The organism is Sorangium sp. So ce385, from assembly GCF_051474135.1.
GTDB classification, from domain to species: domain Bacteria; phylum Myxococcota_A; class Polyangia; order Polyangiales; family Polyangiaceae; genus Sorangium; species Sorangium cellulosum_D.
The window spans coordinates 7,662,139-7,676,623 of sequence record NZ_CP150337.1; the positions used below are offsets into that span (position 1 = coordinate 7,662,139).

Here is a 14,485-nt window from a genome sequence, read left to right on the forward strand (position 1 = left end):
CGATGAACCCCGGACAGCAGGTGACGAGCACGCTCAGGCTGGCGCGGGAGCTCGGCAAGGGGGCGATGGGGAGCGTGTGGGTGGCCGATCACCTCGCGCTCGGGACGCAGGTGGCGGTGAAGTTCATGTCGCCGGCCTACGCGGACCAGAGCGGCTTCGTCGAGCGCTTCCGGCGGGAGGCGATGGCGGCCGCGCAGATCAAGAGCCCGCACGTCGCGCAGGTCTTCGATCACGGGGTCACGCCGGACGGCGTGCCGTACATCGTGATGGAGCTGCTCGAGGGGGAGGACCTGAAGAGCCGCATGCAGCGGCTGGGCGCGCTGCCGCCGGTCGAGGTCGCGGCGATCGTGGCGCAGACGGCGAAGGCGCTCGGGCGGGCGCACCAGCTCGGGATCGTCCACCGCGACGTCAAGCCGGACAACATCTTCCTGCTCGACGTCGAGGGCGAGCTGTTCGTGAAGGTGGTCGATTTCGGGGTGGCGAAGCGGGTGCAGGGCGCGCCGCAGGGCGATCTCGGCATGACGTCGACCGGGAGCATGCTCGGCACGCCGCTCTACATGAGCCCCGAGCAGCTGCTCAGCGCGAAGCACGTCGATTTCCGCGCGGATCTCTGGGGTCTCGCGGTGGTCGCCTACCACGCGCTCACCGGGCAGGTGCCGTTCCGGGGCGAGACGCTGGGCGCGCTGTCGGTCGTGCTCCACACCGGGATCTTCACGCCGCCGAGCGCGATCCGGCCGGAGCTCACCCCGGCGATCGACGCCTGGATGAAGCGGGCGCTGGCGCTCGATCCGGCGGCGCGCTTCGCGTCGGCGCGGCAGATGGCCGAGGCGCTGGAGCACGCGGTCCTCGGCCTCGCGCGCACGCCGTTCACGAGCGAGCCGTCGTCCGGCGGGGACCGGGCGAGCCACGGGGGCGCGCCCGGGAGCGGGTCGCAGCCAGTGCTGTTCGGGCCGCCGGTGCCGCCTTCGCCGGGCGCGCGGCTCTCGACCACCGGCACGCCGTCGTCGGCGCCGGGCGCGCGGCTGTCGAGCACGGGCACGCCGGGGCGGACGCTCGCCGGCATGGCGACCTCGGGGACGGACGGGCCCCGCAAGTGGGCGCCGGCCATCCTGGCGGGGGCGCTCGCCGCAGGGGCGGCCCTGTCGGTGGTCGTGTTCCTGGTGGCGAGGCCGCCGTCCAGCGTGGAGGAGCCTTCGCCCTCGGCCGACCCGGCGCCCCAGCAGGCGGCGTCGGGCGCGGCGCAGCCGGCTGGGCCCGCTGCGCAGGGCGGCGCTGTGGCGCCGGGGCAGATCGCGCCGGCGGAGCCCGCGGCGGAAGCCACGGTCGAGCCCGCGAAGGCGGACACGGCCGCGGCCGGCGCCCAGGCGGCCCAGCCGGCCGCGGCCGGCGCCCAGGCGGCCCAGCCGGCCGCGGCAGGACTCCGGACGGGCGCGACCGCGGCCGGGAAGCCCGGCGCAACGGCAGCGCCGCGCGGCGCCGCGGACGGCCGCGGCCGGCCCGCGACGACGGGCCGCCCGGCGGCGACGAAGCCGCCGCCGCTTGAGGACACGATCGGCTTCTGAGGCGACCTCGCGCTGCCGCGCCCCAGCCGGGAGTGCTCAAAATTGACCATGAAGGCGGGAAGAAAAGATCCCTGATCTTCCTGCCTTCTCGCCTTCATGGGAGCTCTCTCCGGGCACATGTGAGCACAACCCTCCAGCCGCCCCAGGCGTTCCGCGAACGCCGGCGCGCGCGGCCGGACCGGCCGGACGAGGCCTCTCGTAACGGCGTTCTTGCGCCGTTCGCTTTCAAAGCTGGAATATCGAGCAGCGCCGGCGAAAGTTGCCATCAGAAGGCGAGGCAGGGCGGGCGCAGTGCGACATCCCGCCTCGCTCGGCCGGCGTCCGGGGGCCGCAAATATCGAAGCAATCGCACGGCTGCGTGCCAATTCCGAATTGGCATGGTCCGTGCGGTATCCGCCGCGGGGGCCCGGAGCGGGGACGCGCTCACGCGAAGGAGGTCTCTCATGGCGAAGCTCGTAATTGGCCTGGTGCAGACGCGCGACGAGGCGGAAGCCGCGGCGGAACGCATCATCGACTGCGGCTACACGCGACAGGACGTCAGCCTGCTGATGACCGACGCCACGCGCCACAGGTGCTTCAGGGTTCCGGACGGAACCCCGCCGGCGCACACGTTCGGCGCCGCCATCGCGATGAGCGCCGTGGTCCCCGACCTCGGATTCGTCGTGGCCGGCCCGCTCGCCGCCGTGGTGGCGACCGCGGTCGGCGCCGGGATCACCGGCGGACTGCGCGAGATCCTCATCTCCGCAGGCGTCCCGAAGCACTGGGCGGAACGCTACGAAAAGGGCGTCAAGCAGGGCGGGATCCTCGTGAGCGTATTCGCCCACGGCGAACGGGACGTGGGCGTGCTCCACATGGTCCTTGACGACCCCAGCATGTACCCGGTCCGCCCCGCCATCACCGGGCGCCAGGCGTACGACACCTATCTCTGATCGGAGCGAGCACACGCACCGAGGCGCCCCACGCCGCAGGCGCGGGGCGCGACGCTCATCACCATCGCTTCAATAGAAATTCGCGTGGCAAAGCGCCCCACGCCCAGGTCGGCGGGCTCGGACGCACGGCCTATCCATTGAATAGAAACGCGCGTGGCGAAGCGCCTCATCGGGAGGTGGGGAGTCGGCGACGGCATCGTTCTCCCACCGTCCTGTTCGACCGTTCCATGGCGGACGCCCAGCCGCCCGCGCGTCGGCTCAGCCCCCGAGGGACCTGAGGCGCGCGCGCAGCATCAGCGCCCCGATGAGGTCTTCCTCCGCGTCGCTCCGGCGCGACCAGCCCAGCGAGAGGTAGCGCAGGAGCTCGCCGAACGTCGGACCGGCCGGCGTCGCGCTCGTGCCGCCGCGGACGACCCAGAGCGCTTCGCCGTCGGCCCCGAGCGCGAGGATCGCCCGCTGGGCCGCGCCGCCGCCGAGCGCCGAGCCCGAGAGCCGCGCGATCGGGTAGAGCTGCCGCGCGGCCGCCGCGTCCCAGCCGGGCTCGCGCTCGTGGCCGAGGAGCTCGTCCTCGCGCAGGAAGCGCAGCGTGCCCTCGACGGCGCCGATCGCGAGCTCCCGGTAGAGATCCTCCGGATCCGCCGGATCGGCCCAGTCGTAGGCGCGCGCGAACGCCGCGTACGTCGCCGGCGGGGCGACGCCGCGGACGGGCGGCGGGGGCTCCGCCTTCGCGCCGCGGCCGTCCTCGCGGCGGAGCACCCGGTTGAGCCGCTTCACCTCCGCGGCGATCGACCCCGGCCCCGGCTCGACGAGGTGCACCGCGACCCGGCGCTCGGGCGCGAAGAGGCCGCCCATGAGCGCGCCGAGCACCGGCGCCCCCAGCTCGGCCGCGAGGAACGTGGAGCCGCGGTGCGGCCGGATCGCGCGATCCGTCGCGTCGCGCTCCTCCTGGGCGGTCGCGGTCTCCGGCAGGTCGACGTCGACGGCGACGAGATCGCTCCGGTCGGGCGTCTCCACGCCGGCCTCGAGGCCGTCCTCCCCTTCCCGCACGAAGTGGCGGACGAACCCGCTCGCCTCGAAGCGCCAGCCGTCGTCGTGGACGACCTCCTCCGAGAACACGAGCGCGAAGATCGTCGCGCCCGCGTGGCCGAGCCCTTCGGCCGCGTCGAGCACGGCGACGGGCGGGGAGAGCTCGTCCTCGAAGAGCTCGGCGAGGTGGTCGAGCTCGTCGCCGCCGCCCGCGGGCTCGCCGCTCGAGTAGTACGCGGCAGCGTAGCCGGGCACGCCCGGGAGCGGCGCGACGAACAGGCGCGGCGAGGCGACGTCCCAGCCGCCGAGCGCCACGGCAAAGCCCTGGGACAGCGCGCGGTCCGGGATCTCGGCGGGTCGAAAGATGAGCGCAGCGAACGTGGTGGCCATGGGGCGCCCAGGGTAGCCCGATCGGCCGCCCGCGGCCGGTGTCCGGCGCGCGCTGCGCGCCTTCGGGGCCGCCGCTCGCTCGAGCTCTCCCGGGCGCGGTCGGGCGCGGGCACGGTCCCCGGGAGACGCCGAGTCCCCCGGCCGGGCGCCTGCCGGGAGATGACGAAGAAGCTCCGGAGCGAGGAACCGCCGCCGCGCGCGCCGCCGGCGGGTCTCCGCGCGGCCCCGCGGCCTTGGACGCGGCGCGGCGCATCGGGTAGAGGACCGCCATGCTCGGCTCCTCCCCCCTGTCCGTCGGTGAGATCGCCCCTGACTTCACCCTGCAATCGCAGAAGCGAGAGGCGGTGAAGCTCTCGGATTTCCGGGGCAAGAAGGCCGTCGTCCTCTTTTTCTATCCCAAGGACGACACCCCGATATGCACCGCGGAGTCGTGCGCTTTCCGCGATCGTTACGACGCGTTCGCGGAGGCCGGCGCCGAGGTCATCGGGGTGAGCGCCGACTCGGAGGGATCCCACGAGCAGTTCGCGCAGAAGCACCGCCTGCCCATGACGCTGCTCAGCGACCCCGGCGGGCAGATCGCGGCGCGCTACGGCGTCAAGCCGCTCTTGGGGCTCCTCCCGGGCCGCGTGACGTTCGTCATCGATCGCGAGGGGGTCGTTCGACATGCCTTTTCTTCCCAGCTCCGCGCGGCGAGGCACGTCGAGGAGGCGCTCGCCGTCGTGAAGCGGATCGAGGCCTCCGGCCGCGGTTGACGGGCGCCGGGGGCGGCGCGCGAACTGCCCTCGTCGCCCGTCGTTGACGCCCTCGAGAGGGGCGTTATGAACCCCCACGGCGGGGCCATCGCACGCCTCCGCCGGGGGGAGGCGACGATGGATCATCACTTGTGGACGACAGCGACGCTGGCGGCCGACGCGACCGGTGTTGCCCCGCCGGGGGCCGCGGTGGGCGCGCTCTCGCTGCGCCGGGTCGTGCTCTCGACCGGCGGCGTCGGCTATTTCGAGTACGAGGCCCGCGTGCGCGGCGACGCCGAGCTCCGGCTCGAGGTGCGGCTCGATCAGGTCGACGATGTCCTGAAGAGCATCGTCGTCTATGACGATCGCGGCGTGACCGGGAACATCACGCTCCCCGGGAGGGAGCCGCTGCGCGACCTGTTCCGCGAGCTCCCGTTCGACGAGGGAGCGCTGGAGTCCGAGGCCGCCCTGCTGAACGCCCTGCGCGGCGCCGAGGTGCGGACCCGCGGGCCCGAGGGGATCGTCGCCGGGCGGATCGTCGCGGTCACGGCGGCGCAGGTGGCGCTGCCGGGCGGCGGCTCGGAGAACCGGCACCGGCTCGCGCTGATGTCGGGCGGCGCGCTGAAGCAGGTCGTCCTGGAGGAGCTCGAGAGCGTGGAGTTCTCCGAGGAGCGGCTGCGGCAGCAGGTCGGCGCGGCGCTGCTCGGGCTCTCGACCCGGCGCCAGCGCAACCGCCGCGAGCTCGTCGTGCGCACGGCCGGCGAGGGCGAGCGGGTGGTCCGGGTGGCCTATGTCATCGAGGTGCCGCTCTGGAAGACCTCGTATCGGCTCACCGTGCCGGAGGACGCGCAGGCGAAGACCGGCGCGCTCTCCGGGTGGGCGGTCGTGGAGAACCAGACCGGCGGCGACTGGGAGAACGTGGATTTCACCCTGGTGTCGGGCAACCCGGTGACGTTCCGCCAGGCGCTCTACGAGATCTACTACGTGTCCCGCCCGGAGGTGCCCGTCGACGTCGCCGAGCGGGTGCTGCCGCGGCTCGACGACGGCGCCGCGGCGCTCGCGGCCAGGGCGGCGCGGCACGCGGGCTACCAAGGCCTCGCGGGCCCCGCCGGGGCCCCCGCGCCCGCCGAGAAGGGCGTGGCCGAGGAGAAGGCCCAGGATCGCGCGCCGGAGCGCAAGGAGGCGGCGACGCAGGTCGTGTTCCACTTCCCGGCGCCCCTCACGATCGCGAGCGGGCAGACGGCGCTCCTCCCGATCGTCGAGCGCGAGATCCCGGCGGAGCGCGTGGGGCTCTACCAGCGGGAGGCGAGCGCGCACCGGCCGCTCGCCTCGGTGCGGCTGCGGAACGACAGCGACACGAGCCTGCCGCCCGGCGCGATGACGGTCTACGAGCGCTCCGCCGGGGGGGTCGTCACCTACGCGGGCGACGCCCGGCTCGCGGCGCTGCCGCCGGGCGAGTCGCGGCTCGTGAGCTTCGCCGTCGACCTGAAGGTGCGCATCGACCGCGAGGAGCGGGCCGAGGAGGCGATCGCCCGCGCGAGGATCCAGGGCGGCGTGCTGGAGCTCGTCCGGACCGCCCGCAAGGTGACGCTCTACACGATCGTCGGCGCCGCGCGCGAGCCGCGCGTCGTGCTCATCGAGCACCCGCGCCTCGCCGGCTGGGAGCTCGCCGAGCCCAAGGAGGGCGTCGAGACGACGCGCGACCGCTACCGCATCCGGCGGGAGGTGGCCGCGGGCGAGACGGCGCGGCTCACGGTCGCGCTGGAGCACCCCGTCTCGCACACGATCACGCTCACGAGCCTCTCCGACGAGCAGATCGGGGTGTACCTGTCCTCGCGCGAGATCCCCGAGGCGCTGCGCGCCGTGTTCGCGCGGATCGCGGAGCTCAGGGCGGCGATCGAAGGCCACCGGCGCGCGCTCTCGGCGCTGGAGGCCGAGCTCGCGGCGCTGCGCAGCGAGCAGGAGCGCGTGCGCGAGAACCTCAAGGTCGTGCCCGCGGGGAGCGCGCTCCAGGAGCGGTACCTCAGGGCGCTGAGCGAGCAGGAAGACCGGATCGCCGCGATATCGGCGAAGCTCCCGGGCGCGCGGGAGGCGCTGGCCAGCGCGGAGCGGGCGCTCGCCGACTACGTGCGCGACCTGTCGCTCGCGCCCTAGGGCTCCCCGGCCGCGGGCCCGACGGTGCGCGGCCCGGGCAGCAGCTCCCGGGCGCGGTGACGATCTCCCTCCCGTCGCAGCGACATGACGAGCTCGCCCTCGAGACGAACAGCACGCCACAGGCACCGCACAAATTTCGGCCCACCACCCGCGCGGTGAGCAACTGCGCGGATGACGGGCGCGGATGACGGGCGCGGATGACGGGCGCGGATGACGCGCGCAGATGACGGCATGACGCCATCCAATCGCGCGATGTTCCGTCTCCACGACAGATGTACTGCACCGCAGCACGGAGAGCACGAACTCCGTCTGATTCCCGTATAGCCGCCGCGCGCGCTTCGAGATAGAACAGAGGGTCTTAAGGAGTCATCGACATGAAGAGAAGCGTGAATGCAGTGCTCTCCCTGTCCGCTGCCGCCGCTCTGCTCTGCCTCGGCGCGCCCGCCGACGCGACGACGGCCGTCCTGCTCTCGCGCGAGGAGCTCGTGCGCAAGTCGGCGACCGTCGCGCGCGTGACCGTCGGCAAGTCGTACACGACGGAGTCCGAGGACGGGAGATCGATCGTGACCCGCACCGAGCTCACGGTCACTCAGCCGCTCAAGGGCGGCGCGGACAACGGGGGTCGGAAGGTGATCGTGCTGGAGCAGATCGGCGGGACCTACAACGGCAAGACGCAGCGCGTGCTCGGCGACGCCAGCCTCTCGCAGGGCGAGGACGCGGTGGTCTTCCTGCGCCCCGGCGACAAGGGGCGATGGCACTTCACGGCGCTCGCGCTGTCGGTCTATCACGTGGACACGAAGGGCCTGGCGCGGCGCAGCCTCGAGGGGCTGCACCTCGTCCGGCGGAACGGCGGCGCGCTGGTGCCCGCGCAGGCGCCGGCCGAGGAGATCGAGCCCGTCGAGAGCCTCATGACGGACGTGGTCCGCCTCGCGGGAGTGAAGTGAGGTGAGGCGCCGCATCGCCCTCGCCGCCGCCCTCGGCGCCCTCTCGTCCCTCGCCGCCGCTGGCGAGGCCGCCGCGTGGACGCCGCTCGACCCCAGCACCCCCCGTTGGGGCCAGATGCCCGTCGGCTACTACATCAACCAGTCGACGATCCCGGGCCCGATCGCCGGCATCGCCGTCTCCCGGATCCAGGCCGGGTTCGAGGCGTGGTCGAGCGTGGGGTGTACTGAGTGGGGGGTCACCCTCCTCGGCGACACCACCGATCGCTACAACTACAGAGACGGCAAGAGCGTGTTCCACTGGATCAGCGACTCCTGGCCGGCGTCGCTCGGCGACGTCAACTCGGTCATCGGCGTCACGACGCCGGCCTGGGGTTTCGGCAACGCCATCGTGGACGCCGACATGGTCTTCAACAACGTCGGGTTCTGCTGGAACGACACCGGCAACGACGGATGTGTCGACACGCAGTCGATCGCCACGCACGAAGAGGGACACTTCCTCGGCCTCGGCCACTCCGACGCGCGGGGCGCGACGATGACCGCGTACTACGTCGCTGGCGCGTCGATCCGCTCCCTCGAGGACGACGACATCGACGGCGTGTGCGCCCTGTACCCCGTCGGCGGGACGACGGCCGCGAGCTCCGCGAGCGCCACGAGCGGCGGCGGCAGCGGGTGCAACAGCTGCTCCAACGACTCCCTCGCGGGCGTGTGCAGGGCGCGGTACGACGCCTGCGGCGCGTCGGTCCCGTGCCGGGAATTCGCCGGCTGTTACTCCGAGTGCGAGGACGACGCGTGCGCGCAGCGCTGCGTGGACGATCATGAGGAGGGCGCCAGCATCTACGTCCGCATCATCGAGTGCATCTGCGGCGAGTGCTCGGCGGAGTGCTCCACCGAGTGCGCCGGCGTCGACGGGGGCGGCGGAGGTGGCGGCGGCGAGGGTGGCGGCGACGGCGGCGCGAGCGCGAGCAGCACGTCGTCGACCTCCTCGGCCGGCGGCGGATCGACCACGAGCGCGACGGCGAGCTCGTCGGCCGCCTCGAGCAGCGCCTCGGGCAGCGGCGTGGGCGGCGGCGGCGCGTCGCCCGACGACGCGCCGACGGGCGACGACGGGGAGTCCGGCAGCGACTCCGGGTGCTCGTGCTCGACGAACGGCCGCTCGGCCGACCTCGGGGGGGTCATGCTCCTCGGCGTGCTCGGCGCGCTGGCCTCGCGACGGCGCCGGCGCTGAGCGCTCGCCCGCGGGCATTCCGGGCGACCGCCGACCGGCCGTGGGCGCGGCGACGCGTCCGCGGCCCTCCAACCCCGCAAAACTGACGTAGGGCGCGCATGTCGCGCGCAAGACGGTGTGCCGCGGTGGCCGGGCGCTGGCCGGCCATCCCGGCCGTCCGGGCGGCCATTCGAGCCGCCCTGGCGGCCACACCGCGGGTCGACGACGGGCCGCGCAGCCGCATGGCCCGCGATACACCGGGCACGGCCGTAGGCCGGGATTTTGCAATCTCTCCACCCGGCTCCCGACGCTCGCGGGACGAACGAGGCGAGCTCGGTACAAGTCTTGGCCCACGCATGTGCGCTGATGTAGGCAAACGTGGGAAGAGGTCATTGTGCGAACCCAGGGCATCACGGTACTACTGACACTGCTTGGCGTTGCGGCCTCTGGCTGCAGCAGTCACCCGGACACGGAGGGAAGGGGCGCTCGAAACGGCGAGATGCGCGAGCTTTCCGGGGGGATGTCCGAACCCCCGCAGTCCGAGCTTCCGCCGTCCGAACCCCCGCAGTCCGAGCTTCCGCCGTCCGAACCCCCCCAGTCCGAACCCCCGCTGGTCGCGTCGCCGGAGATCGAGACCGACGGGCCGCTGGACGAGCCCACGACGGACGAACCCCCGGCGATCGAGGCGCCGGTCACCCTGCCCGGAAGGACCGAGGGGTGCCCCGGCGGTATGGTGCGGGTGGAAGGCGAGTATTGCCCCGCGGTGGTGCAAGAATGCCTCGAATACCACCCCGAGTGGACGAAGCGCCACGGCGAGCCGGGCGTGGCCGCCCGGTGCCTGCGTTTCCGCGAGCCGTCGCGGTGCGTCGCCAAGAAGAACGAGAGCCTCTCGTTCTGCATGGACCGGTACGAGTACCCGAACGTCCCGGGCGAGCTGCCGCGCACCCTGACCTCGTGGGAGCAGGCCGCCGATCTCTGCGAGGCGCAGGGCAAGCGGCTGTGCACCGAGGCCGAGTTCAACTTCGCCTGCGAGGGCCCCGAGGCGCTGCCGTACGTCTATGGCTACGAGCGGAACGCCGAGACGTGCAACCAGGACCGGGAGTACCGCTTTCCAGACCACTCGCAGCGGCTGCTCCACCACGAGGCCTGCATGCAGAACGAGCGATGCGCCGCGGAGCTGGCGCGGCTGGACGGCCGCGAGCCGGCCGGCTCGCGCGCGGAGTGCGCCTCGTGGGCGGGCGTCTACGATCTGAACGGCAACGTCAACGAGTGGGTGGTGCGCACCGACCAGAAGGCCCCCTACCGCAGCGGCCTCAAGGGCGGGTGGTGGGGTCCGATCCGGAGCCAGTGCCGCCCGATGACGACCTTTCACAAGGAAGACGACTACGGCTACGAGGTCGGCTTCCGCTGCTGCGCCGACGTGGAGCCGCAGGCGACGTAGGGCCCAGCGGGTCCGCGGCGCAGATCCCGGCATCCTGACCGCAGAGGGGAGCGACCGTGCGCGGGCGCGGCAGGACCCGCGGGCGCCGGCGCGCGAGGGGGACGCGCCGGCGCCTCGAGGCGCGGCCGGGCGCCGGCCCTGCGGCCGCTGAGGTGCGCAGGCCGCAGGGCTGATGCTCGAAGATCTCTGCCGCCCCTCTCGCGGACCGGCCTCGTGGCGTGATAGAGCTGCCCGCCGGGGGAAGCTCTCTCAGGGCGAGATGCGCACGCGCCTTGCACAGGGCGCCCCGCGAGCGGCGCGCACGTCGCCAGGAGGCTTGAGATGGACGAGAGAGTTCAGCGATACATGGACATGGGGGTCGCGCTCGGGGTGAGCGTCGGCACGAAGATCGTGGGCGCGATCCTGGTCTGGGTCATCGGCCGGATGATCATCCGGGGGGTCCTCTCGGTCATGCAGCGCAGCTCCGCGCTGAAGAAGCTCGACGTCACGCTGGCGCATTACCTGGAGTCGGCGGCGTCCGTGCTGCTGAACATCCTGCTCGTCATCGCGGTGCTCAGCGTCTTCGGCGTCGAGACGACCACCTTCGCCAGCCTGCTCGCCGCGGTCGGCATCGCCATCGGCATGGCGTGGTCCGGGCTCCTCTCGAACCTCGCGGCGGGCATCTTCATGATCCTCCTGCGCCCCTTCAAGACCGGCGATGTCGTGACGGCCGGGGGCGTGACGGGCGCCGTGCACTCGATCGGGCTCTTCGCGACCGCCCTCGACACGGGGGACAACGTCCGCACCATCGTGGGCAACGCCAAGATCTTCAGCGACACGATCCAGAATTTCAGCGCGAACCCGTTCCGCCGCGTCGATTGCACGGCGCAGCTCGCGCACGGCGCGGATCACGAGACGGCGATCGCCCGGCTCAAGGCGCGCCTCCCGCTCATCCCGAACGTGGTCAGCGAGCCCGCGCCCGTCGTCGAGATCCTCGAGTTCAATCTCTCCGGGCCCGTGCTGGCCGTCCGGCCCTTCTGCCACAGCAGTGCTTACGGCGACGTCTTCTTCGCCACCAACAAGGTGATCCGCGAGGAGCTCGGCAAGCTGGGGCTGCCTGTCCCGAGCCAGCACGTGCAGATCAACCAGCTCGCGGCCGCGCCTCCCCGCGGCGCGGGCGCCGAGGCGCACCCGACGGCCTGACGCGCCGCCGGCGGGCCGCGCGCGGCGGCCCGCGCGGGGGCGGCGCGCGACGGGCCTTGAGCCCAAGGGGCAGATCCTCTACGCCCGGGGGGGCCCGTGCTCCGCCCGCGCGGCCATCGCCCCATGAACATCGAGGAACTGGTACCTTCCCTCGCCACGCTCAAGGCGATCGCCACCGCGATCGTCATCCTCGTCGCGGGGTGGCTCGCGAGCAAGTGGGCGTACCGGATCGCCGTCAAGACGCTGTCCAGCACCCACCTGGACCAGGCGCTCGCGCGGTTCCTGGCGTCGATGCTCCGCTACATCGTGCTCGCGGCGACGTTCATCGCGTCGATGGAGACGGTGGGCATCCACACGACGAGCCTCGTGGCCGTGGTCGCCTCGGCCGGGCTGGCCGTGGGGCTGGCGCTGCAAGGGAGCCTGAGCAACTTCGCGAGCGGCGTGCTGATCCTCTTCTTCAAGCACTTCCAGCTCGGGGACAAGGTCGCCATCGGGGACCACAGGGGCATCGTCGAGGATATCGGGCTCTTCAACACCACGCTCGTGTCGACGGACAACGAGAAGATCGTGATCCCGAACGCCTCGGTGACGAACGGCCCCATCGTGAACTACTCGGATCGAGGGCTGCTGCGCGGCGCCGTCACGATCAACGTGGAGGGCCGGCTGCGCGACCTCGGGCCGTCGATGGAGGCCCTGGTGCGCGCGGCCAAGCGGGCCGGCGGCGTGGCGCCGGAGCCGGCGCCGACGGTGCTCTTGACCGACATGGAGGACGGCTCGCTCGACCTCACGCTGACGGCCTGGTATCGCGCCGTCGAAGAGGACGAGAGCATGCACAACCTCCGCGTCGCCGTGCTCGAGGAGCTCGACGCGGTGGGCGTCAAGCTGATGAACCGGACGCAGCTCATCCTCCATCAGCGGAGCAAGATGTCATCCTGACACGGAGTTGCCGTACGAGCCTCGAAAGGCCCTCGCTCTCCCCGTCGATGTTGCTCGCGCTCGTCTCGGTGAGTAAGAGGCGAGGGATGAAGGACTGGGAAGCGCTCTTCGCGAAGAAGCTCGAGCAGACCGATCTCGGCAAGGATCCGGCCCACGATCTGGCGCATTTCACGCGGGTGGTCGCCACGGCCAAGGCCCTCGCGGCGGACGAAGGGGCCAGGCTGGAGGTCGTCGTCCCCGCGGCCTGGCTGCACGACCTCGTGAACGTCCCCAAGAACGATCCCAGGCGCTCCCAGGCCTCGCGGCTCTCCGCGGAGGAGGCGCTGCGCTTCCTCCGGAGCGTCGCGTACCCCGAGGCCTTCCTCGACGACATCGCCCACGCCATCGAGGCCCACAGCTACAGCGCGGGCATCGAGCCGAGGACCCTCGAAGCCAGGGTCGTCCAGGACGCGGACCGGCTCGACGGGCTGGGCGCCATCGGGATCGCCCGCTGCTTCGCCGTGGGCGGGCTGCTCGGGGTGCGGTTCTACGATCCCCAGGATCCGTTCGCCGAGCGGAGGCCGTGGAACGACCGCGAGAACGCGATCGACCACTTCCATGTGAAGCTGTTCAAGACCGCCGAGAGCCTGAGGACGACCGCCGGGCGCCGCGAGGGGGCGCGACGGGCGGAGTTCATGAGGCAGTACCTCGCTCACCTCGCGATCGAGATCGGCGGCGAGGCGCCCTGAGCTCAGCCCGCGCCGGCGACGGTCACCGCGGCCGCCACGGCGACCGGGATCGTGAAGTTGTCGTCCATCCGCGACGAGAACAGCTCGGTGGCCGCCCCGGCCAGGCCGGCGACGGCGGCCAGGAGGAGCCGCGAGGAGAGCGACGCGGGGCCGAGCGCCCACATCACCGCGAGGGAGCTCAGCGCGCCGGCCGCGAAGAAGGCGAGCGTCCCCTCCAGCGAGCGGCCGTCGCGCAGCCGCGTGCGGCCGAAGCGACGGCCGATGAGCGCCGCCGCGGGGTCGGCCACCGCGAGCACCACCACGGCGAGCGACTGGCTCAGCCGCGTCCCGAACAGCGCCAGCAAGAGGAGCGCCGTCATGTACCAGGTCGACGAGTTCACCCGGTAACGCTCATGCGGGTGCGCCACGAGCCGGAAGACCCGCATCAGCCGATCGTTGACCCGCTCGCTCACCCGGCGCGCGATCTCCATCGACCACGCCGCCGCCGCGAAGGCGCCGCTCACGGCCACGAGCCAGCCGCGCTCGGGCAGGAGCTGGACCAGCCCGAGCACCGCCAGCCCCGAGCCCACGTGCCACAGGCTGCGCGCATGGTTCGTCGGCCGGACGCTCGGCGGCGCCGCGACGACCCCGCGCAGCGTCAGCAGCAACGACTCGTAGGCCGGCTGGACCTCGCGCTGGAACGCGATCCACGCCGCCTTGGGCGAGGGCGTCCCGGACGGGGTCGCGCGCTCGACCGCCGCGAGCAGCGCGCGGAGGCGGTCGCGGAGCCGATCGAGCGCGCCCCCCGCGTCGTCGCGCTCGGCCGCCACGACGAGCTCCCGGAGCCGCAACACCACCCGATCGACCCGGGCGCGCACCTCGGGCTCGTCCCGGAAGACGAAGACCGCGGGATCAACCTGACGTAGAAGAGCGCAGAGCTCTTCGGAGACGAGCTTTGTCTCGACGTGCAAGGCGTGGATCACGTTGGCTTTTATGAGAATAGTCTCCGGAGCCCGCGCGGCATGTCAGCGCTTTGTCATACCGCAGGGGCGTACGTGGGCTGGCTCGCCGCGCCGGCGCAGCTGAGGCGGGCGACAGCGCGCACGGCCGCGTAGCCGCCTTCACGCTCGAGCCCTTGCGGCACGGGCGACGCCGCACGAGCCGTGGCTGCGCGGCCGACGCCGCGCGAGCCCGCGCAGCGACGACGCACTGCATGATCCGGGGCCTCCGAGCCAGCCCTCCCCCAGCTTCCCCCTCCTCAGCTCCCCCTCCTCAGCTC

General features: G+C 72.7%; 12 protein-coding genes. 10 read left to right on the top strand and 2 right to left on the bottom strand.

Annotation, left to right across the window (positions count from 1 at the left end):
- Window positions 1-2 precede the first annotated feature (2 nt).
- Together WME83_RS27760 and WME83_RS27765 are read left to right on the top strand one after the other, a co-directional pair.
- Window positions 3-1,562 carry a serine/threonine-protein kinase gene (locus WME83_RS27760; RefSeq protein ID WP_437312709.1) on the top strand — a complete coding sequence of 520 codons (1,560 nt, stop codon included), beginning with the start codon at window positions 3-5 and terminating at the stop codon, window positions 1,560-1,562.
- A gap of 443 nt (window positions 1,563-2,005) precedes the next feature.
- Window positions 2,006-2,491 carry a hypothetical protein gene (locus WME83_RS27765; RefSeq protein WP_437312710.1) on the top strand — a complete coding sequence of 162 codons (486 nt, stop codon included), beginning with the start codon at window positions 2,006-2,008 and terminating at the stop codon, window positions 2,489-2,491.
- Between the two features lie 258 nt (window positions 2,492-2,749).
- Here the strand turns inward: WME83_RS27765 and WME83_RS27770 are convergent, their stop codons facing one another.
- Window positions 2,750-3,907, bottom strand: coding sequence for a hypothetical protein (locus WME83_RS27770; protein WP_437312711.1), 1,158 nt, complete (start codon window positions 3,905-3,907; stop codon window positions 2,750-2,752).
- A 269-nt stretch (window positions 3,908-4,176) separates the two neighbouring features.
- On the opposite strand from WME83_RS27770, the gene WME83_RS27775 reads away from it, so the two are divergent.
- The 8 genes from WME83_RS27775 (at window position 4,177) to WME83_RS27810 (ending at window position 13,227) form a co-directional block, all read left to right on the top strand.
- Entirely contained in the window at window positions 4,177-4,659 is a 483-nt protein-coding gene (locus WME83_RS27775) for a peroxiredoxin (RefSeq protein ID WP_437312712.1), read from the top strand.
- Between the two features lie 117 nt (window positions 4,660-4,776).
- Window positions 4,777-6,792 (top strand): DUF4139 domain-containing protein, encoded by a 2,016-nt coding sequence (locus WME83_RS27780; RefSeq protein WP_437312713.1) that lies wholly within the window; start codon window positions 4,777-4,779, stop codon window positions 6,790-6,792.
- 374 nt (window positions 6,793-7,166) lie between these two features.
- Window positions 7,167-7,736, top strand: a complete 570-nt coding sequence (locus WME83_RS27785; RefSeq protein WP_437312714.1) for a hypothetical protein — start codon at window positions 7,167-7,169, stop codon at window positions 7,734-7,736.
- Between the two features lies 1 nt (window position 7,737).
- Window positions 7,738-8,961 (top strand): matrixin family metalloprotease, encoded by a 1,224-nt coding sequence (locus WME83_RS27790; protein ID WP_437312715.1) that lies wholly within the window; start codon window positions 7,738-7,740, stop codon window positions 8,959-8,961.
- A 499-nt stretch (window positions 8,962-9,460) separates the two neighbouring features.
- Window positions 9,461-10,381 carry an SUMF1/EgtB/PvdO family nonheme iron enzyme gene (locus tag WME83_RS27795; protein WP_437312716.1) on the top strand — a complete coding sequence of 307 codons (921 nt, stop codon included), beginning with the start codon at window positions 9,461-9,463 and terminating at the stop codon, window positions 10,379-10,381.
- Between the two features lie 321 nt (window positions 10,382-10,702).
- Window positions 10,703-11,563, top strand: coding sequence for a mechanosensitive ion channel family protein (locus WME83_RS27800; protein WP_437312717.1), 861 nt, complete (start codon window positions 10,703-10,705; stop codon window positions 11,561-11,563).
- A gap of 123 nt (window positions 11,564-11,686) precedes the next feature.
- Window positions 11,687-12,499 (top strand): mechanosensitive ion channel family protein, encoded by an 813-nt coding sequence (locus WME83_RS27805; protein WP_437312718.1) that lies wholly within the window; start codon window positions 11,687-11,689, stop codon window positions 12,497-12,499.
- An 86-nt stretch (window positions 12,500-12,585) separates the two neighbouring features.
- Window positions 12,586-13,227, top strand: coding sequence for an HD domain-containing protein (locus WME83_RS27810; RefSeq protein WP_437312719.1), 642 nt, complete (start codon window positions 12,586-12,588; stop codon window positions 13,225-13,227).
- 2 nt (window positions 13,228-13,229) lie between these two features.
- Here the strand turns inward: WME83_RS27810 and WME83_RS27815 are convergent, their stop codons facing one another.
- The gene (locus WME83_RS27815) at window positions 13,230-14,189 is read right to left on the bottom strand and encodes a diacylglycerol/polyprenol kinase family protein (protein ID WP_437312720.1); all 960 of its coding nucleotides are present in this window, start codon (window positions 14,187-14,189) and stop codon (window positions 13,230-13,232) included.
- Window positions 14,190-14,485: the final 296 nt, after the last annotated feature.